Below are 20,261 nucleotides of genomic sequence, written 5' to 3' on the forward strand. Positions count from 1 at the left end.
GCTCCACCCCTGCCGTGGCGGCCCGCGCCGGAAAGGTCGCCGCTCGACCGGGGGACGGTGGATCCCCGCCCCCACGGGACGTCAGAGGGCCCTGGAGCGCGCCCTCGCGGCCGCACCGGGGCGCCGCGGTGTCCGGGGGCGGGCACGGCCGCGCCCCGGTGCTGCGGGGCAACCGGGGCGCGGACGGGTCGGCGGGTCAGCGGATGAAGACCGATGCCTTGTCGGCAAGGTCCAGGAAGTACTGCGGCAGCACACCCAGCACCACGGTGACCACCACTCCCAGGCCGATGGCGGCGGCGGTGAGCGGGCTCGGTACCGCGACCGACGGGCCGTCGGGCTTCGGGTCGGAGAAGAACATCAGGACGATGACGCGGATGTAGAAGAAGGCGGCGATCGCCGACGACAGCACACCGATGATCACCAGCGGCACCGCACCGCCGGTCGCGGCCGCCTGGAAGACGGCGAACTTCCCGGTGAACCCGGACGTCAGCGGAATGCCGGCGAACGCCAGCAGGAAGAGCGCGAAGATCGCCGCCACCAGCGGGGAACGCCGGCCGAGGCCCGCCCAGCGGGAGAGGTGGGTGGCCTCGCCACCGGCGTCGCGGACCAGGGTGACCACCGCGAAGGCGCCCAGGGTGACGAAGGAGTACGCCGCCAGGTAGAAGAGCACCGAGGAGATGCCCGCCTTGTTGGTGGCGATCACACCGGTGAGGATGAACCCGGCGTGGGCGATGGAGGAGTAGGCCAGCAGCCGCTTCACATCGGTCTGGGTCACGGCGAGGATCGCACCGATCACCATGGTGAGGATGGCGACGCCCCACATCACGGGCCGCCAGTCCCAGCGCATACCCGGCAGGGCCACATAGAGCAGCCGCAGCAGGGCGCCGAAGGCGGCGACCTTGGTGGCCGACGCCATGAAGCCGGTGACGGGGGTGGGGGCGCCCTGGTAGACGTCCGGGGTCCAGGCGTGGAACGGGACGGCGCCGACCTTGAAGAGCAGGCCGACCCCCAGCATGGCGAGGCCGATCAGCAGCAGGGCGTCGTTCTCGGTGGTGTTGGCGAGCGCCGGGGTGAGCTGGGCCTGGCCGGAGACCACATCGGCGATGCCGCCGAGGGAGACGGTGCCGGCGTAGCCGTAGAGCAGGGCGATGCCGAACAGGAAGAACGCCGAGGCGAAGGCGCCCAGCAGGAAGTACTTGACCGCGGCCTCCTGGGAGAGGAGGCGGCGGCGCCGGGCCAGCGCGCACATCAGGTAGAGCGGGAGGGAGAAGACCTCCAGCGCCACGAACATGGTCAGCAGGTCGGCGGCGGCCGGGAAGAGCAGCATGCCGCCCACCGCGAACATGGTCAGCGGGAAGACCTCGGTGGTGGCGAAGCCGGCCCTGGTGGCGGCCTTCTCCTGGTCGCCGCCGGGTACCGCGGAGGCCTGCGGGGTGAAGGCGTCCACCGGGGCGCCGTCCGCGCCGCGCGGCTCCAGCCGCCGCTCGGCGAAGGAGAGCACCGCGACCACGGCGACCAGCAGGATCACGCCCTGCAGGAAGAGCGCCGGGCCGTCCACGGCGACCGCGCCCATCGCGGTGAGGTCCGCCTTGGTGGTGGCGTAGCCGCGGGCGGCCAGGGAGACCACCACACCGAAGGCGCCGACCAGCCCCAGCAGTGCGATGACCACCTGGGCGGCCCAGCGGTTGCGGCGGGGCAGGAACGCCTCCGCCAGGATGCCGGCCACGGCGGCGCCGAGGACGACCAGCATGGGTGCCAGCTGGCCGTACTCGATGTGCGGGGTCGGGATGGTGGCGGTGTCGCCCGCGGCCGTCCACAGGGTGTGGACAGCGGTGGCCGATGCGAGGGCGGCGGTCACTTCGCCTCACCTCCGTGGGAGTCCAGCGACGTGTAGGAGAACCAGGACTGATCGGCCGCCGGGTGGGCCGGCTTGGGGTCGGTGCGGTGGACGTCGGCCATGGTGGCGCCGACCGCGGGGTTGACGATGTCGGCGACCGGCTTGGGGTAGATGCCGAGCACCAGCAGCAGGGCGATCAGCGGGGCGACCACGGCCACCTCGCGGACCTTGAGGTCGGGCATGCCGCTGACGCTCTCCTTGACCGGGCCGGTCATGGTGCGCTGGTACAGCACCAGGACGTACAGGGCCGCCAGCACGATGCCGACGGTGGCGACGATGCCGATCGCCGGGTAGCGGGCGAAGGTGCCCACCAGCACCAGGAACTCGCTGACGAACGGCGCCAGGCCGGGCAGCGACAGGGTCGCCAGACCGCCGATCAGGAAGGTGCCGGCCAGCACCGGGGCGACCTTCTGCACTCCGCCGAAGTCGGCGATCAGCCGGCTGCCGCGCCGGGAGATCAGGAAGCCGGCGACCAGCATCAGGGCGGCGGTGGAGATGCCGTGGTTGACCATGTAGAGGGTGGCGCCGCTCTGACCCTGGGTGGTCATCGCGAAGATGCCCATGATGATGAAGCCGAAGTGGGAGATCGACGCATAGGCGATCAGCCGCTTGATGTCCTTCTGGCCGACCGCGAGCAGCGCTCCGTAGATGATCCCGACCACCGAGAGGACCAGGATCGCCGGGGCGAAGTACCGGGAGGCGTCCGGGAAGAGGCCCAGGCAGAAGCGGAGCATCGCAAAGGTGCCGACCTTGTCCACCACGGCCGTGATCAGCACCGCGGTTCCGGCGGTGGACTCGCCCATGGCGTTGGGCAGCCAGGTGTGCAGCGGCCACAGCGGGGCCTTCACCGCGAAGGCGAAGAAGAAGCCCAGGAAGAGCGCCTTCTCCACGGCCGGGGCGAAGGAGAGCTTCCCGCTGGACACCGCGTTGCTGATGGTGGCCAGGTCGAAGGTGCCGCCTCCGCCGCTGCCCAGGTGGGCGCGGGCGGTGAGCATGTAGAGCCCGATGACGGCGGCCAGCATCACCAGTCCGCCGACCAGGTTGTAGAGCAGGAACTTCACCGCGGCGTAGGACCGCTGACGAGCCGACTCCGGGCCTCCGGCCCGGTCCCCGAAGCCGCCGATGAGGAAGTACATCGGGATGAGCATGGCTTCAAAGAAGACATAGAAGAGGAAGACGTCGGTGGACAGGAAGGAGACCAGCACCATCGCCTCGACGGCGAGGATCAGGGCGAAGAAGCCCTGGGTGCGGCGGCGCCCCTCGAAGCTGTGCGGGTCCTCCGGGTCGGCGTCGCCCCAGGAGGCCAGCATCACCAGCGGCACCAGCACCGCGGTGAGCAGTGCCAGCACCACGCCGATGCCGTCGACGCCGAGCGAGAAGGAGATGCCGAAGCTCTTGATCCAGGTGTAGGACTCGGTGAGCTGGTAGCGGTCGCCGCCCGGGTCGAACCGGGCGGTCATGACCGCCGCCAGGACCAGGGTGACGGCGGAGAACGCCAGCGCCACGGTCTTGGGGGTGCGCCGGGTGGCGGCGCTGGTCGCGGCCGGCAGTGCCGCGGTGACGACCGCGCCCACCGCCGGCACGGCGGCGGTGACGGTCAGCAGCGGAAAGCTCATCAGACCGACCTCATCAGGAGAGTGGTGGCGACCAGGACCGCGGCGCCACCGAACATGGAGAGGGCGTAGGAGCGGACGAAGCCGTTCTGCACCCGGCGCATCCGGCTGGAGAGGCCGCCGATGGTGGCGGCCAGGCCGTTGACGAAGCCGTCCAGGCCCTTGGTGTCGCCGTAGACCAGCCCGCGGGTCAGGTACTCGCCGGGGCGGACCAGCACCGCGTGGTTGAAGTCGTCCTGCAGCAGGTCGCGGCGGGCGGCGCGGGTGAGCGCGGAGCCGACCGGTGCCACCGCCGGGACCGGCTGCCGTCCGTAGACCACCCAGGACCAGGCGACGCCGACGGCGACGCACAGCAGGGTGAGCCCGCTGACCGTGAGGGAGCCCAGCGGGGAGTTCCCCTCGGCGTGGCCGGTGACCGGCTCCAGCCAGTGCAGGAAGGCGTTGTTGAGGGCGAAGAGACCGCCGGCGAGGACCGATCCGACGGCGAGGACCACCATCGGCAGGGTCATCACCGAGGGCGACTCGTGCGGGTGGGGCTCATGGCCCTCGGCGTCGGGCTGCCAGCGCTTCTCACCGAAGAAAGTCATGATCATCACGCGGGTCATGTAGAACGCGGTGATCGCCGCACCCAGCAGGGCCACCCCGCCGAGGATCCAGCCCTCGGTGCCGCCCTTGGCGAAGGCGGCCTCGATGATCCGGTCCTTGGACCAGAAGCCCGACAGGCCCGGGAAGCCGATGATCGCCAGATAGCCGAGGCCGAAGGTGACAAAGGTGATCGGCATGTACTTGCGCAGGCCGCCGTAGTGCCGCATGTTCACCTCGTCGTCCATGCCGTGCATGACCGACCCGGCGCCGAGGAACAGCCCGGCCTTGAAGAAGCCGTGGGTGACCAGGTGCATGATGGCGAAGGCGTAGCCGATCGGGCCCAGGCCCGCCGCCAGCACCATGTAGCCGATCTGCGACATGGTCGAGCCGGCCAGCGCCTTCTTGATGTCGTCCTTGGCGCAACCGACGATCGCACCGAACATCAGCGTCACCGCGCCCACACAGACCACGACCAGCTGGGCGTTGGGCGCCAGGTTGAAGATGGCCGCGGAGCGGGTGATCAGGTAGACGCCGGCGGTCACCATGGTGGCGGCGTGGATCAGCGCCGACACCGGGGTGGGGCCCTCCATGGCGTCGCCCAGCCAGGACTGCAGCGGCACCTGGGCGGACTTGCCGCAGGCCGCCAGGAGCAGCATCAGCGCGATGGCGGTGAGCTTCCCCTCGCTCGCGGTGTGCGCGGTGCCGAAGACCGGGCCGAAGGCGAAGGAGCCGAACTGGGTGAACATCAGCATGATCGCGATGGAGAGGCCGATGTCGCCCACCCGGTTGACCAGGAAGGCCTTCTTGGCTGCGGTGGCGGCGCTGGGCTTGTGCTGCCAGAAGCCGATCAGCAGGTACGAGGCGAGGCCCACGCCCTCCCAGCCGACGTACAGCAGCAGGTAGTTGTCGGCCAGCACCAGCAGCAGCATCGCCGCCAGGAAGAGGTTGAGGTAGCCGAAGAACCGGCGGCGGCGCTCGTCGTGGGCCATGTAGCCCACCGAGTAGAGGTGGATCAGCGAGCCCACGCCGGTGATCAGCAGGACGAAGGTGATGGAGAGCTGGTCGAGCTGGAAGCCCACGTCGGCCTGGAACCCGCCCACCGGCACCCAGGAGAAGAGGTGCTGGTGGACCGGCCGGTCCGCGGTGGAGCGGCCCAGCATGTCGAAGAAGAGGACCGCTCCGGCCACGAAGGACGCGGTGGAGGCGATGACGCCCAGCCAGTGGCCGAAGGCGTCAAGGCGGCGGCCGCCCAGGAGCAGCAGCGCCGCTCCGGCGAGCGGGGCCGCGACGAGCACGGGGATGAGTGCGTTCACGGGTTCGTCTGCCTCCGCCTACAGCTTCATCAGGTTGGTGTCGTCGACCGACGCCGAGTGCCGGGTGCGGAAGATGCTGACGATGATCGCCAGGCCGACCACGACCTCGGCGGCGGCGACCACCATGGTGAAGAACGCGATGATCTGGCCGTCGAGGTTGCCGTGCAGCCGGGAGAAGGTGACCAGCGCCAGGTTGGCGGCGTTCAGCATCAGCTCGACGCACATGAAGAGGACGATTGCGTTGCGCCTGATCAGCACGCCGGAGGCGCCGATGGTGAAGAGCAGCGCGGAGAGGTACAGGTAGTTGACGGGATTCACTGCTGCTCCGCCTCCTCCTCGGTGCGGGCCGCCTCGGCCGCCTCGTCCGCAGCCCCGGCCGTGATCGGGGCCCGGGGGCTCTCCACGGTGCGGCGCGGCGGGAGGGTTCGGCCGAGGTAGTCGGCGGTGGTGGACTCCAGCTGCTCCATGCGGCGCAGCATGTCGTGGCTGACGTCGCGGATCTGCCCGCGGGCCCGCAGCGTCGGGTTGACCGTCAGCTCGGCGGTGGTGCCGTCCGGCAGCAGGCCGGGGATGTCCACCGCGTTGTGCCGGGCGTAGACGCCGGGGGCGGGCAGCGGCGGAACCTGGACGCCCTCGCGGACCCGGCGCCCGGCCAGCTCGCGCTGGGTGGCGCGCTGCTCGGTGCGCTCGTGGTGGGTGAGCACCATGGCGCCGATGGCGGCGGTGATCAGCAGGGCGCCGGTGACCTCGAAGGCCCAGACGTACCGGGTGAAGATCAGCCGGGCCAGGCCCTGGACGTTGCCGCCCGAGTTGGCCTCGCCGAGACCGGTGAAGGTGTGCAGATGGGCGTTGGCGATCCCGGCGATCAGCAGGACGCCGAAGCCGAGGCCGCAGAGGGCGGCCGCCCAGCGCTGGCCCTTGAGGGTCTCCTTGAGGGAGTCCTCGGAGGTGACGCCGACCAGCATCACCACAAAGAGGAACAGCATCATGATCGCGCCGGTGTAGACCACGATCTGGACGACGCCCAGGAAGACCGCGCCCTGCGCCATGTAGCAGAGCGCCAGCGCCAGCATGGTGCCGGCCAGGCAGAGCGCGCTGTGCACGGCCTTCTTCATCAGGACGGTGCCCAGTGCGCCACCGACGGCGATCACGGCCAGCACCCAGAACTGCACGGCCTCCCCGGTGGAGGTGGTGCCGGTGGCGGCGGCAGCCGCCAGCTGGACGGGGCTCATCCCTGGGTCGCCTCCTCCGGCTGCTCGCCCTTGCTGCGGGCGGTCTGGGTCTCGGTGCCGGGGGCCGCGCCGGTGACCTGGCCCCGGTAGTAGTCGCCCTCGTCGGTGCCCGGGTACATGGCGTGCGGCGGGGGGACCATGCCGTCGGTGAGCCCCGACAGCAGCTGCTCCTTGGTGAAGATCAGGTCGGCGCGGCTGCTGTCGGCGAGCTCGTACTCATTGGTCATGGTGAGCGCGCGGGTGGGGCAGGCCTCGATGCAGAGACCGCAGAGGATGCAGCGGGCGTAGTTGATCTGGTAGACGCGGCCGTACCGCTCACCTGGGGAGTAGCGCTCCTCCTCGGTGTTGTCCGCGCCCTCCACATAGATGGCGTCGGCCGGGCAGGCCCAGGCGCAGAGCTCGCAGCCGATGCACTTCTCCAGCCCGTCGGGGTGGCGGTTGAGCTGGTGGCGGCCGTGGAAGCGGGGCGCGGTCTCCTTCTTCTGCTCGGGGTACTGCTCGGTGAGGCGCTTCTTGAACATGGCCTTGAAGGTCACGCCGAATCCGGCGGCCGGGCCCAACATGTCAGGCACCGTCGGCTCCCTTCGGGTTGGAGGTGCCGCCACCCACGGCGGCGGGTTCGGCGGGCTCCCCGTCCTGCTCCGGCTCCCCGTCCTGCTTTGGCGCCTCGACCTGCGCCGGCGAGGCCGGGATGCGGCTGGGCCGGCGCGGCACGGGCGGCAGCTGCTGGCCCGGCATCGGCGGCACCGGGAAGCCGCCGGCCATCGGGTCGAAGACCTCCTGCGGCCGGTGCAGGGCCGGCTTGTCCTTGCGCCGGAAGACGTCCCAGACCAGGGAGAGCAGCAGCACCACGACCACCGGCGCCCCCACGTAGAGGACCACCTTGGAGAAGTCGTAGCCCTCGTTGCGCAGCGCCCGGACGGTGGCGACCAGCACCAGCCAGACCAGCGAGACCGGGATCAGGACCTTCCAGCCCAGCTTCATGAACTGGTCGTAGCGCAGCCGGGGCAGGGTGCCGCGCAGCCAGATGAAGAAGAAGAGCAGCAGCTGCACCTTGATGACGAACCAGAGGATCGGCCACCAGCCGTGGTTGGCGCCCTCCCAGAAGGTGCTGATCGGCCAGGGTGCCCGCCAGCCGCCCAGGAAGAGGGTGGTGGCGACCGCCGAGACGGTGACCATGTTGACGTACTCGGCGAGCATGAACATCGCGAACTTCAGCGAGGAGTACTCGGTGTTGAAGCCGCCCACCAGCTCGCCCTCGGCCTCGGGGAGGTCAAAGGGGGCGCGGTTGGTCTCACCGACCATGGCCACGATGTAGACCAGGAAGGAGACCGGCAGCAGCAGGACGAACCACTTGTCGTGCTGGGCACCGACGATCTCCGAGGTGGACATCGACTTGGAGTAGATGAACACCGCGGCGAAGGAGAGGCCCATCGCGATCTCGTAGGAGATCATCTGCGCCGCCGAGCGCAGTCCGCCGAGCAACGGGTAGGTGGACCCGGAGGACCAGCCGGCCAGCACGATCCCGTAGATGCCCACCGAGGCGGTGGCCAGGATGTAGAGCAGGCCGATCGGCAGGTCGGTGAGCTGCATGGTGGTCCGGGTGCCGAAGATCGAGACCTCATGGCCGGCCGGGCCGAAGGGGATCACCGCGAAGGCCATGAAGGCCGGGATGACGCAGACGATCGGGGCCAGCACATAGACGACCTTGTCGGCGCCCGTGACGACCAGGTCCTCCTTGAGCGCCAGCTTCACACCGTCGGCGAGCGATTGCAGCATGCCCCAGGGGCCGTGCCGGTTGGGGCCGATCCGCAGCTGCATCCAGGCGACGACCTTGCGCTCCCAGACGATCGCGATCAGCACCGTGACCACGAGGAAGGCAAAGGTGAAGACCGCCTTGAGCAGCACCAGCCACCAGGGGTCGGTGCCGAAGAGGCTCAGCTGGCCGGAGACGGCCGTCGTGGTGGTGGGGGTCATCGGTCCTCCTCCTCGCCGACGGGCTCGGCGCCGGACGCAGCGGCCGGCAGGGCTGCGGACTCCCCGGCCGCGTCCCCTGACGGGGCGGGCGCGACGGAGACCAGTCGGCCGGTGCCGGTGCCCAGCGCCCGGTAGGCGCCGCCGTCGGTGGAGTTCAGCGGGATCCACACGGTGCGGTCGGGCATCTCGCGGGTGACCGACAGCGGCAGGGTGAGCGACCCCGCCGGGCCGCCGACGGTGAGCGGAGCGCCGTCCACCGCGCCGATCTCGGCGGCGGTGGCGGGGGACAGCCGGGCGACCGCGGGGTGGCGGGTGCCCGCCAGCGGTACGTCGCCCTGCTGGAGCACTCCGTTGTCCAGCAGCTGCCGCCAGCCGCCCAGCACCGCCTGGCCCGCGCCGGGGCGCGGGACCGGACCGGGGTGCTCGGCGGGCAGGGCGGTGTGCTCCCCGGCCCAGGGGCCGAGGGCGTCCAGCTCCCGGCGGGCCGCGGTGACGTCGGGCAGTCCCAGGCCGGGACCGGAGTCCGTGACCGCGGCCATGGCGTCCGCGAGCATCGCCAGCACCCGCAGGTCGGTCCAGAGGTGCCGCTGGGTCTGCTGGTCGGGCTTGAGCGCGGCCTCGAAGAGCCGTACCCGGCCCTCCCAGTCCAGGAAGGTGCCGGCCTTCTCCGCGACGGCGGCCACCGGCAGCACCACATCGGCGCGGGCGGTGACGGCCGAGGGCCGCAGCTCCAGGGAGACCAGGAAGGGCACCGCGTCCAGCGCCGCCTCGGCGGCGGCCGGGTCCGGCAGGTCCGCCGTCTCCACCCCGCCGACCAGCAGCGCGCCCAGCTCCCCGGACGTGGCAGCGGCCAGCATCTGGCCGGTGTCCCGGCCGAAGCGGCCGGGGATCTCACCGATGCCCCAGGCCGCGGCGGTCTGGCTGCGTGCCTGCGGGTCGGTGACGGGACGGCCGCCGGGCAGCAGCCCGGGGAGGGCTCCTGCCTCCAGGGCGCCGCGCTCGCCGGCCCTGCGGGGCACCCAGGCGAGCCGGGCGCCGGTGGTGTGCGCCAGGCGCAGGGCCGCGGTGAGCGCACCCGGTACGGTGGCCAGCCGCTCGCCGACCAGGATCACCGCTCCCTCGGTACGCAGCAGGTCGGCGGCCCGGCCGCCGTCCTCGACGAGCGGCTCGTCACCGCCGAGCGCGGCCAGCCACTCGGCCTCGGTGCCGGGTGCGGCGGGCAGCAGCGCCCCGCGGAGCTTGGCCAGGCCGCGGGAGGTGTGGCTGGCGACGGAGAAGACCTTGAGGCCCTTGCGGGAGGCCTTGCGCAGCCGCAGGAAGACGATCGGCGACTCCTCCTCGGGCTCCAGGCCCGCGAGCAGGACGGCCGGTGCGGCCTCCAGATCGCGGTAGCTGATCCCGGTGCCTTCGGCGTGGGGGGTACCCCCAAGGTCGATCCCCCGCCCAGCGACGGCGGCGGCCAGGAACTCGGCCTCCTCGGCGCTGTGCGGGCGGGCGCGGAAGTCCACGTCATTGGTGCCGAGGGCGACCCGGGCGAACTTGGCGTACGCATAGGCGTCCTCGACCGTGGCCCGGCCGCCGACCAGCACACCGGCCCGGCCGTGGGCGGCCGCCAGCCCCTCGGCGGCCCGCTGGAGCGCCTCCGGCCAGGAGGCGGCGACCAGTTCGCCGGTGCCGGGGTCGCGGACCAGCGGGGTGGTCAGCCGGTCGCGCTGCTGCGCGTAGCGGAAGGCGAACCGGCCCTTGTCGCAGTTCCACTCCTCGTTGACCTCCGGGTCGTCCCCGGCGAGCCGCCGCAGCACCTTGCCGCGCCGGTGGTCGGTGCGGATGGCGCACCCGGAGGAGCAGTGCTCGCACACGCCCGGTGAGGAGGTGAGGTCGAAGGGCCGCGAGCGGAACCGGTAGGCGGCCGAGGTCAGCGCGCCCACCGGGCAGATCTGAATGGTGTTCCCGGAGAAGTACGACCGGAAGTCGTCGCCGCCTCCGATGCCGACCTGCTGCTGGGAGCCCCGCTCCAGCAGGTCGATGAAGGGGTCCCCGGCGATCTGCTCGGAGAAGCGGGTGCAGCGGGCGCAGGAGACGCAGCGCTCGCGGTCCAGCAGCACCTGGGTGGAGACGTTGATCGGCTTGGGGAAGGTCCGCTTGGGGCCCTCGAAGCGGCTCTCCGCCTGTCCGGTGGACATCGCCTGGTTCTGCAGCGGGCACTCGCCGCCCTTGTCGCAGACCGGGCAGTCCAGCGGGTGGTTGATGAGCAGCAGCTCCATCACGCCCCGCTGCGCCTTCTCGGCGACCGGCGAGGTGCGCTGGGTCCGTACGACCATGCCGTCGGTGCAGGTGGTGGTGCAGGACGCCAGCGGCTTGCGCTGCCCCTCCACATCCACGATGCACTGGCGGCAGGCGCCGGCGGGGTCCAGCAGCGGGTGGTCGCAGAACCGGGGGATCTGCACGCCGATCAGCTCGGCGGCCCGGATCACCAGGGTGCCCTTGGGCACCTGGAGCTCCACGCCGTCGATGGTGACGGTGACGAGGTCTTCCGGTGGCGGCGCCGCAGCCGTCCCGGAAGGTGTGCCGGTGGTGACGGTCATTTAGGCGAGCACCCCCTTCTCCTGGACGGGCTGGCGGGTGGCGTTGCCGTTGACGGCGGCCCGGCCGCCCCAGACGGTGGAGGCCGCGGGGTCGAAGGGGCAGCCGCGCTGGGCGATGTGCTGCTCGTACTCCTCGCGGAAGAACTGCAGCGATGAGGTGATGGGGCTGGTGGCACCGTCGCCCAGGGCGCAGAAGGCCCGGCCGAGGATGTTGTCGCAGAGGTCCAGCAGCTTGTCGAGGTCGGCCTGGGTGCCCTCCCCGGACTCGATCCTGCGCATCAGCTGCACCAGCCAGTAGGTGCCCTCACGGCAGGGGGTGCACTTGCCGCAGGACTCGTGCGCGTAGAACTCGGTCCACCGGGTGACGGCGCGGACCACACAGGTGGTCTCGTCGAAGACCTGGAGCGCCTTGGTGCCCAGCATGGATCCGGCGGCGCCCACGCCCTCGTAGTCCAGTGCGACGTCCAGGTGCTCCTCGGTGAACATCGGTGTGGAGGAGCCGCCCGGGGTCCAGAACTTCAGCCGGTGGCCCTCGCGCACGCCGCCGCTCATCTCCAGCAGCTGCCGAAGCGTCACCCCGAGGGGGGCCTCGTACTGGCCCGGGTTGGTGACATGGCCGGAGAGCGAGTAGAGGGTGAAGCCCGGGGACTTCTCGCTGCCCATGGAGCGGAACCACTCCTTGCCCCGGTGCAGGATGGCCGGCACCGAGGCGATGGACTCCACGTTGTTGACCACGGTGGGGCAGGCGTAGAGACCGGCGATGGCGGGGAACGGCGGCCGCAGCCTGGGCTGGCCGCGGCGGCCTTCCAGGGAGTCCAGCAGCGCCGTCTCCTCACCGCAGATGTAGGCGCCGGCACCGGCGTGCACGGTGATGTCCAGGTCGAAGCCGGAGCCCTGGATGTCCCTGCCGAGCAGGCCCGCCGCATACGCCTCGGCCACCGCGGCCTGGAGCCGGCGCAGCACCGGGACCACCTCGCCGCGCAGATAGATGAAGGCGTGGTTGCAGCGGATCGCGTAGGAGGCGATCACCATGCCCTCGATCAGCGCATGCGGGTTGGCGAACAGCAGCGGGATGTCCTTGCAGGTGCCCGGCTCCGACTCGTCGGCGTTGACCACCAGGTAGTGCGGCTTGCCGTCGCCCTGCGGGATGAACTGCCACTTCATACCGGTGGGGAAGCCGGCGCCGCCGCGGCCGCGCAGACCGGAGTCCTTCACCAGGGCGATGACCTCGTCGGGCTGCATCCGCAGCGCGGCGGCCAGGCCCTGGTAGCCGTCGGCCCGGCTGCGGTAGGTGTCCAGCGTCCAGGGGTGGTGCTCGTCCCAGGTGGCGGAGAGCACCGGGGTGAGCAGTTTCTCGGGCGGCTCGGCGGTCATCAGCCCTCGCTCCCTTCCGGGTCGGCGGGGTCCGCCGGGTGGGCGGAATCCGACAGTGAGGTCTGCTGCGGGGCGTCGTGCGAGGACGGGGTGCCGGGGGCGGTGGACTCCGCCGCCTCGTGGCGGGGCGCGACCACCTTGGCGCCGCCGGTGCCCGGCAGGGTCTCGCCGCGGGCCAGTCTCAGTCCGGCCAGGGAGGGTGCGCCTCCCGCGCCGGAGGCGTTGAGGGCACCGGCCCGCTCGTCCGGGAACCCGGCGAGGATGCGGGCCGTTTCCTTGAATGTGCAGAGCGCAGCGCCCCGGGTGGGGAGGACGGTGTGACCGGCCCTCAGGTCGTCCACGAGCCGCTTGGCGCTCTCCGGCGTCTGGTTGTCGAAGAACTCCCAGTTGACCATCATCACGGGTGCGTAGTCGCAGGCCGCGTTGCACTCGATATGCTCGATGGAGACGGCGCCGTCCTCGGTGGTCTCGTTGTTCTCGATCCCGAGGTGCTCCTTGAGCTCGGCGAAGATCTGGTCGCCGCCGAGCACCGCGCACAGGGTGTTGGTGCACACCCCGACGTGGTACTTCCCGGCCGGCTTGCGCCGGTACATGGTGTAGAAGGTCGCGACCGCGGTGACCTCGGCGGTGGTCAGCTCAAGCTGCTCGGCGCAGAAGCGGATGCCGGTGCGGCTGACAAAACCCTCCTCGGCCTGCACCAGGTGCAGCAGCGGCAGCAGCGCCGAGCGTGCCTCCGGGTAGCGGCCGATCAGCTCCTTGGCGTCGGCCTCCAGCCGCGCCCTCACCTCCGCGGGGAAGTCGGCCGCCGGCAGCGCCGGCATGCCCAGTCCCACGGGCTCGGTCTCGTGGGTCGTCACCGGTCCACGCCTCCCATCACCGGGTCGATACCGGCCACGGCCACGATGACGTCGGCGACCTGGCCGCCCTCGCACATCGCCGCCATGGACTGCAGGTTGGTGAACGACGGGTCCCGGAAGTGAACCCGGAACGGCCTGGTACCGCCGTCGCTCACCGCGTGCACGCCGAGCTCGCCCTTGGGCGACTCCACGGCCGCGTACGCCTGCCCGGCCGGGACGCGGAAGCCCTCGGTCACGAGCTTGAAGTGGTGGATCAGGGCCTCCATGGAGGTGCCCATGATGTTCCTGATGTGGTCCAGCGAGTTGCCCATGCCGTCCGGGCCGATGGCCAGCTGGGCGGGCCAGGCGATCTTCTTGTCGGCGACCATCACCGGGCCGGGCTCCAGCCGGGCCAGGCACTGCTCCACGATCCGCAGCGACTGCCTCATCTCCTCCAGCCGGATCAGGAACCGGCCGTAGGAGTCGCAGGTGTCGGCGGTGGCGACCTCGAAGTCGTAGTTCTCGTAGCCGCAGTAGGGGTCGGACTTGCGCAGGTCGTGCGGCAGGCCGGTGGAGCGCAGGATCGGCCCGGTGACGCCCAGCGACATACAGCCGGCCAGGTCCAGATGGCCGACGTCGACCAGCCGGGCCTTGAAGACCGGGTTGTCGGTGGCGAGCTTGTCGTACTCGTGCATCCGGGAGCGCAGCAGCTTGATGCCCTCGCGGATCTGGTCGACGGCACCGGAGGGGAGGTCCTGGGCCAGGCCGCCGGGGCGGACATAGGCGTGGTTCATCCGCAGGCCGGTGACCAGCTCGAAGATGTCCAGGATGATCTCGCGGTCACGGAAGCCGTAGATCATCAGCGTGGTGGAGCCGATCTCCATACCGCCGGTGGCCAGGCAGACCAGGTGCGAGGAGATCCGGTTGAGCTCCATCATCAGCACCCGGATCACACTGGCGCGGTCCGGGATCTGGTCGGTGATCCCGAGCAGCTTCTCCACCGCGAGGCAGTACGCCGTCTCGTTGAAGAGCGGCGTCAGGTAGTCCATGCGCGTGACGAAGGTGGTGCCCTGGGTCCAGTTGCGGAACTCGAGGTTCTTCTCGATCCCGGTGTGCAGATAGCCGATGCCGCAGCGGGCCTCGGTGACGGTCTCGCCGTCGATCTCCAGGATCAGCCGGAGCACCCCGTGGGTGGAGGGGTGCTGGGGGCCCATGTTGACGATGATCCGCTCGTCGTCCGCCCTGCCGGCGGCCGCGGCCACGATCTCGTCCCAGTCGCCGCCGGTGACGGTGAAGACCCGTCCCTCGGTGGTCTCCCGGACCCCTGCCTCTGCGTAGATGTCGGTCATCAGGAGTACGCCCTCCGCTGGTCGGGAGCCGGGATCTGGGCGCCCTTGTACTCGACCGGGATGCCCCCGAGCGGGTAGTCCTTGCGCTGGGGGTGGCCCAGCCAGTCGTCCGGCATCATGATCCGGGTGAGGGCGGGGTGGCCGTCGAAGACGATGCCGAAGAAGTCGTAGGCCTCGCGCTCGTGCCAGTCGTTGGTCGGGTAGACCGGGACGGTCGAGGGGATGTGCGGGTCCGCGTCCGGCGCGGAGACCTCCACCCGGATCAGCCGGCCGTGGGTGAGGGAGCGCAGCGGGTAGACCGCGTGCAGCTCCCGGCCTTGGTCACCGGGGTAGTGGACACCGCTGACGCCGAGGCAGAGCTCGAAGCGGAGCGCCGGGTCGTCCCGCAGGGTGCGGGCGACCTGGAGCAGGTGCTCGCGGCGGATGTGGAAGGTCAGCTCGCCGTGCTCGACGACGGTCTTCTCGATCGCCTCGGCGGGACCGGCGCCGCGGCCGGCCCCGGCCTGCTCCTCCAGTGCGCCCTCCAGCTCGTCGGCGACCTCGTCGAACCAGCCGCCGTACGGACGCGGGCTGCTGCCCGGCAGCACCACCGGGGCGACCAGCCGGCCGAAGCCCGAGGTGTCACCGGTGCCCCTGGTACCGAACATGCCGTGGCGGACGCCGATGACCTCTTCCCGGCCGGCGGCGGCGTTGTCGCCCCGGGGCGCGGGAAGAGAACCGTTTGTGCCGTGGCCTCCGTTGACGCCGCTCACCGCAGCAGCCCCTTCATCTCGATCGTCGGGACCGCCCTGAGCGCCTCTTCCTCGGCCTGCTCCTCCGCCCTGCGGCGGTTCACGCCCAGCTTCTCGTGCTGGATCTTGTCGTGGAGCTTGAGGATCGCGTCCATCAGCATCTCCGGCCGCGGCGGACAGCCCGGCAGGTAGATGTCGACCGGCACGATGTGGTCGACACCCTGGACGATCGCGTAGTTGTTGAACATGCCGCCCGACGAGGCGCAGACGCCCATGGAGATGACCCACTTGGGGTTGGCCATCTGGTCGTAGACCTGGCGCAGCACCGGAGCCATCTTCTGGCTCACCCGCCCGGCGACGATCATCAGGTCCGCCTGCCGCGGCGAGCCGCGGAAGACCTCCATGCCGAACCGCGCCAGGTCGTACCGGCCCGCACCCGTGGTCATCATCTCGATGGCGCAGCAGGCCAGTCCGAAGGTGGCGGGGAAGAGCGACGACTTGCGCACCCACCCTGCCGCGGTCTCGACACTGGTGAGCAGGAAGCCGCTCGGCAGTTTCTCCTCGATACCCATCCGATTGCCTCTCAGCTAGTCCCACTCGAGGCCGCCGCGCCGCCACACATAGGCGTAGGCGACGAAGACGGTGGCGATGAAGAGCAGCATCTCGACCAGCCCGAAGATCCCCAGGGCGTCGAAGCTGACCGCCCACGGGTAGAGGAAGACGATCTCGATGTCGAAGACGATGAAGAGCATCGCCGTCAGGTAGTACTTGATCGGGAACCGACCGCCGCCGGCCGGCTGCGGGGTCGGCTCGATGCCGCATTCGTAGGCCTCGAGCTTGGCCCGGTTGTAGCGCTTGGGGCCGGTGAGTGAGGCCATCACGATGGATCCCACCGCGAACGCCGCCGCGATGGCACCGAGTACGAGGATCGGCGCGTAAGCGTTCATACGCTCCCGCTCCCTCCGCAGGTCGTCCTTGACTGCATTCGGACCGCTCAGCCGGGGACCGTGATCACCTCATGTGAGGCAGTTCACAAACCCCGATTCGGCTGCATCCTATGCCCGTGCGCATGTGATCTGCGACACGGGGTCACGGGGAACTTTGTGATCTACACCACCTGACGAATGATCATGAAGTCAGACCGGTCAGACTTTGACCACGGATGGCACCCATCTGATCACACAACGTCATACTCACTGGCAGAAGGCAGGTGCGGGGCCCGTTTCCATATCAGGAGAACGCGGATCAGATCAAATTTGGCTGTCGGCAGACCCCGTGCTAGCCGCCGGCCACCCTTGCGGGTGGGGTGGCGCGGCCCCGCTTGACCTTTGGTTCACAAGCCCAATTGGGGCCTGTACGCAATGACATCAAGCTGCCACAGAGTGCGATGTATCATGACGAAACGTCATCACACGGTCACCCGGCGTGCAGGGATCCGCAGCTTCCTGTCAGGCGGCACGACGGCCCCCGCCGCTGCTGCACGCTCGCGGACAGAGGCACGACGGCGCAGCGGACGACCGGTGCGGCAGACGACCAGTGCGGCAGACGGGCCCGGGACGGACCATGGTGACCAGTTCAGCCGGCTTCGACAGCGGCGGCGTGGGCGTGATCGACAAGACCTCCGCGCTGCTGGCCGCCCTCGCCTCGCCCTGGCGCTGGAGCGGGTGCGGCTGATCGGCCGTGACACCGAGGGCCGGTTCACGCTCGGGGAGCGGCTGTGGGAGATGACCGCCCGGGCCCACCGGCAGCAGCCGCCGCCGCCCGAGGACGACCGCCTGGGGCTGGTGCGGGCCGCCGAGCCGGTCCTTGCGGAGCTGCGCGACCTCACCGGCGCCGGCGCTCGCCTCTACCGGCGGCTGGGCGACGCCGGGTGTGCGTCTCGGCGGCCGAGGCGGCCCCCGGCGGATCCGACCCGGCGCCGCTCGAAGTCGCCGTGTCGATACGCTCCGGGCCCGCGTCGTAGGTGCTGCTGGCCTGGGAGCAGCCGGACCGGGTGCGTGACGGCCTGCGCGGGGCCGGGGAGGGAGGGGCCGGAGAGGGAGGGGCCGGTGCGGGGAGCGGCGCCCTCATCCGCGGTCCGCCGGGCCGGCCGACAGCATCCCCAGACGGCAGGCCTGCACCCCTGCCTGGAAGCGGGAGCTCGCCCCCAGCAGCCGCATCAGCTCCGCCACCTGGCGGCGGTAGGTGCGGACCGACATCGACAGCGCCCGAGCGGCCACCTCGTCGGTGGATCCGCTGCACAGCTGGAGCAGAACCTGCCGGCCGGGCTCGGTGCCGGCCCAGCGGGAGAACCGGAGGTGGTCGCCCAGCGGCAGTGCCTCCTGCCAGGCGCTGCCGAAGAGGGTGTCGAGCACCCGGACCACGGAGCCCGCCGCGACCAGGAAGAACCGGCCGTCCGGCGGCGGCCCGGAGCAGACGACCGCGTTTCTCCCGTCGACCAGGGCAAAACCCTGGAGTGCATTCCCGGCGATGCGGATCTCGGCGCCGAGCGCGCCCTTCCGGTATCGCAGGACCAGGTCGTCGTCGATTGCCGCGGGCGCGGACAGCAGCCGGACGCGGACGCCTTCCGGAATCATCCGGCGCAGCCCGGAAAACAGCTCACCGGAACGGGAGTTCCACTCCGGGACGGCTATGTCGACCGTCCGCCGAGCCGCTGCGACCTGCTGGCCGAAGGCCCTGACCAGGCGATCCCGACCGGTGTCCACTTCCAGGATCCCGGCCGACCGCGACTGCCGGTCGCGATGGGCCGACACCGCCGAGTCGATCAGGCTGCGAATCTGGGAAAGTGCGCTCTCAAAGTCGTCCCCACCCATTCCTCCCCCATTTCACAGGTGTGGGCACCGTGCAGGGTATCCATGGCCTGACAGAGCGTCAACCCATGACAATGGGAGCGACGGGCGAATTGCCGGGGCGGCCGGAATCAAGGGGGAGGAGGAATTCCGGCCGCCGGCGCCGCCGGCGGCCGGACCGGACCGCCGTCAGGCGTTGGGGGCGACCCTGGCGAGGCCGTTGATGATGCGGTCCATGGCGTCGCCGCCGCGCGGGTCGGTCAGGTTCGCCAGCAGCTTGAGGACGAACTTCATCAGCATCGGGTGGGTCAGCCCCCGCTCGGTGGCCACCCGCATCACCCGGGGGTTGCCGATCAGCTTCACAAAGGCGCGGCCCAGCGTGTAGTAGCCGCCGTAGACATCCTTGAGCACCTGCGGATAGGCCTCCAGGGCGCGCTCCCGGCCCGCCTCGGTGACCCGGGCACGGGCCTGGACCACCACATCGGCGGCGATCCGGCCGGACTCCATGGCGTAGGCGATGCCCTCCCCGTTGAACGGGTTGACCATGCCGCCGGCGTCGCCCACCAGCAGCATGCCGCGGGTGTAGTGCGGCTGGCGGTTGAAGGCCATCGGCAGGGCCGCGCCGCGGATCGGCTCGGTCATGTTCTCCGGGGTGTAACCCCACTCCTCGGGCATGTTGGCGCACCACGACTTCAGCAGCTCGCGGTAGTCGATCTCACCGAAGGAGGAGGTGGTGTTGAGCAGGCCCAGCCCCACATTGCTGGTGCCGTCGCCCATCCCGAAGATCCAGCCGTAGCCGGGCATCAGCGTGTTGCGGCCCTTGCGCCGGTCCCACAGCTCCAGCCAGGACTCCAGATAGTCGTCGTCATGGCGCGGGCTGGTGAAGTACGTCCGGTACGCCACACCCATCGGCCGGTCCTCGCGGCGGTGCAGGCCCATCGCCAGCGACAGCCGGGTGGAGTTGCCGTCGGCCGCGACCACCAGCGGCGCGGTGAAGACCACCGGCCGCTTCTCCTCGCCCAGCTTGGCCGTCACACCGGTGATCCGGCCCGTACGGTCGTCCAGCACCGGGCCGGTGACATTGGCCCGCTCGTACAGCCGCGCCCCGGCCTTCTCCGCCTGCCGGGCCAGCAGTTCGTCGAAGTCGGCGCGCTTGCGGACCAGGCCGTAGTCGGGGAAGGACGCCAGCTCGGGCCAGTCCAGCTCCAGCCGCACCCCGCCGCCGATGATCCGCAGACCCTTGTTGTGCAGCCAGCCGGCACCCTCGGACACATCGATGCCCATGTCCACCAGCTGCTTGACGGCGCGCGGGGTCAGCCCGTCACCGCACACCTTCTCCCGGGGGAAGGACGACTTCTCCAGCAGCAGGACGTCAAGACCGGCCCTGGCAAGGTGGTACGCGGTCGTCGCCCCGGCGGGACCGGCGCCCACCACGATCACATCGGCGGTTCCCTCGACGGGCTCGTCCGGCTTGGCGGCGGCGTCGGGAGCTGCGGTCTCGGTCACGTTCGGCACTCCTGGCTGCTCTCGGCTGATGCTGGCCCGGTCCGGAACCGGACCCCGAGCAGTCTATGGGCCCGCCCCTCGGTAGAGCCGGTCGGGCGGTATGCGCGGCCCACCCGGCGAGCCCCGTCGCCGGGTGGGCACGGTGTGCAGTGAGCTGACCCGGCAGCCGAGCCAGGAGGCGCCCACCGATGAGCAGCGCCCTGTCCTCCGCAGCGCCGCCCCGGCCGGGTCCGCGCGGATTCCTCAGGGAGCTGCGGGACGCCGTGAGCCTGCGCGTCCTGCTGCTGACGTCGGGCGTGCTGCTGCTCCGACTCGGCTCCATCGTCACGCCGGAGCGGGATGCGGCGGTCTGACGCACCGGCAGGCCTTTCCCTCCGCCGCCCCCAGGGCCATGCGCGGTCGCCGAGATTTAACCTCAAATCCCTTCTGCGCGGTGTTCTACGCGCGTATCTTGAGCGCGGCGCTCCTTGGGCC

Annotated in this window: 17 protein-coding genes; 1 reads left to right on the forward strand and 16 read right to left on the reverse strand. The window is 70.8% G+C overall.

Features of this window, described 5'->3' with window-relative positions:
• Positions 1–196: 196 nt before the first annotated feature.
• The 16 genes from nuoN to AB0761_RS16955 form a co-directional block, all read right to left on the reverse strand.
• The gene (gene nuoN / locus AB0761_RS16880) at positions 197–1,858 is read right to left on the reverse strand and encodes an NADH-quinone oxidoreductase subunit NuoN (RefSeq protein WP_377269864.1); all 1,662 of its coding nucleotides are present in this window, start codon (positions 1,856–1,858) and stop codon (positions 197–199) included.
• A complete protein-coding gene (locus tag AB0761_RS16885) occupies positions 1,855–3,513 on the reverse strand; it encodes an NADH-quinone oxidoreductase subunit M (RefSeq protein ID WP_377269865.1) in 1,659 nt (552 codons plus the stop codon). Before AB0761_RS16885 ends, nuoN begins: the two co-directional genes overlap by 4 nt.
• Positions 3,513–5,408: an NADH-quinone oxidoreductase subunit L gene (nuoL, locus tag AB0761_RS16890; RefSeq protein WP_377269866.1), complete on the reverse strand. Its 1,896-nt coding sequence runs from the start codon at positions 5,406–5,408 to the stop codon at positions 3,513–3,515. The genes AB0761_RS16885 and nuoL overlap by 1 nt, the downstream gene beginning before the upstream one ends.
• Before the next feature lie 18 nt (positions 5,409–5,426).
• Positions 5,427–5,726, reverse strand: a complete 300-nt coding sequence (gene nuoK, locus AB0761_RS16895) for an NADH-quinone oxidoreductase subunit NuoK (protein WP_055588777.1) — start codon at positions 5,724–5,726, stop codon at positions 5,427–5,429.
• A complete protein-coding gene (locus AB0761_RS16900; RefSeq protein ID WP_377269867.1) occupies positions 5,723–6,640 on the reverse strand; it encodes an NADH-quinone oxidoreductase subunit J in 918 nt (305 codons plus the stop codon). Before AB0761_RS16900 ends, nuoK begins: the two co-directional genes overlap by 4 nt.
• Positions 6,637–7,203, reverse strand: coding sequence for an NADH-quinone oxidoreductase subunit NuoI (nuoI, locus tag AB0761_RS16905; RefSeq protein WP_377274154.1), 567 nt, complete (start codon positions 7,201–7,203; stop codon positions 6,637–6,639). The genes AB0761_RS16900 and nuoI overlap by 4 nt, the downstream gene beginning before the upstream one ends.
• A gap of 1 nt (position 7,204) precedes the next feature.
• Complete coding sequence (nuoH, locus tag AB0761_RS16910) at positions 7,205–8,617, reverse strand: NADH-quinone oxidoreductase subunit NuoH (protein ID WP_377269869.1); 1,413 nt, start codon at positions 8,615–8,617, stop codon at positions 7,205–7,207.
• Positions 8,614–11,202, reverse strand: coding sequence for an NADH-quinone oxidoreductase subunit G (locus AB0761_RS16915; RefSeq protein ID WP_377269870.1), 2,589 nt, complete (start codon positions 11,200–11,202; stop codon positions 8,614–8,616). The genes nuoH and AB0761_RS16915 overlap by 4 nt, the downstream gene beginning before the upstream one ends.
• Positions 11,203–12,576 carry an NADH-quinone oxidoreductase subunit NuoF gene (gene nuoF, locus AB0761_RS16920; RefSeq protein WP_377269871.1) on the reverse strand — a complete coding sequence of 458 codons (1,374 nt, stop codon included), beginning with the start codon at positions 12,574–12,576 and terminating at the stop codon, positions 11,203–11,205. It abuts the gene before it with no gap.
• On the reverse strand, positions 12,576–13,397 hold the full coding sequence (gene nuoE, locus AB0761_RS16925; RefSeq protein WP_377274156.1) for an NADH-quinone oxidoreductase subunit NuoE: 822 nt from the start codon (positions 13,395–13,397) through the stop codon (positions 12,576–12,578). The genes nuoF and nuoE overlap by 1 nt, the downstream gene beginning before the upstream one ends.
• 32 nt (positions 13,398–13,429) lie before the next feature.
• Complete coding sequence (locus AB0761_RS16930) at positions 13,430–14,761, reverse strand: NADH-quinone oxidoreductase subunit D (protein WP_377269873.1); 1,332 nt, start codon at positions 14,759–14,761, stop codon at positions 13,430–13,432.
• Positions 14,761–15,513 carry an NADH-quinone oxidoreductase subunit C gene (locus AB0761_RS16935; RefSeq protein ID WP_377269874.1) on the reverse strand — a complete coding sequence of 251 codons (753 nt, stop codon included), beginning with the start codon at positions 15,511–15,513 and terminating at the stop codon, positions 14,761–14,763. Before AB0761_RS16935 ends, AB0761_RS16930 begins: the two co-directional genes overlap by 1 nt.
• Positions 15,510–16,064 carry an NADH-quinone oxidoreductase subunit B family protein gene (locus tag AB0761_RS16940; protein ID WP_055588768.1) on the reverse strand — a complete coding sequence of 185 codons (555 nt, stop codon included), beginning with the start codon at positions 16,062–16,064 and terminating at the stop codon, positions 15,510–15,512. Before AB0761_RS16940 ends, AB0761_RS16935 begins: the two co-directional genes overlap by 4 nt.
• A 15-nt stretch (positions 16,065–16,079) precedes the next feature.
• Entirely contained in the window at positions 16,080–16,439 is a 360-nt protein-coding gene (locus AB0761_RS16945; RefSeq protein ID WP_055588767.1) for an NADH-quinone oxidoreductase subunit A, read from the reverse strand.
• A 1,119-nt stretch (positions 16,440–17,558) separates the two neighbouring features.
• On the reverse strand, positions 17,559–18,305 hold the full coding sequence (locus AB0761_RS16950) for a transcriptional regulator (RefSeq protein ID WP_377269875.1): 747 nt from the start codon (positions 18,303–18,305) through the stop codon (positions 17,559–17,561).
• Between the two features lie 165 nt (positions 18,306–18,470).
• Entirely contained in the window at positions 18,471–19,787 is a 1,317-nt protein-coding gene (locus tag AB0761_RS16955) for a geranylgeranyl reductase family protein (protein ID WP_377269876.1), read from the reverse strand.
• Between the two features lie 188 nt (positions 19,788–19,975).
• Here AB0761_RS16955 and AB0761_RS16960 point away from each other — a divergent pair, with 188 nt between their 5' ends.
• Positions 19,976–20,140, forward strand: coding sequence for a hypothetical protein (locus AB0761_RS16960; protein WP_377269877.1), 165 nt, complete (start codon positions 19,976–19,978; stop codon positions 20,138–20,140).
• Positions 20,141–20,261: the final 121 nt, after the last annotated feature.

This window comes from Peterkaempfera podocarpi, from assembly GCF_042466665.1.
GTDB lineage: Bacteria > Actinomycetota > Actinomycetes > Streptomycetales > Streptomycetaceae > Peterkaempfera > Peterkaempfera podocarpi.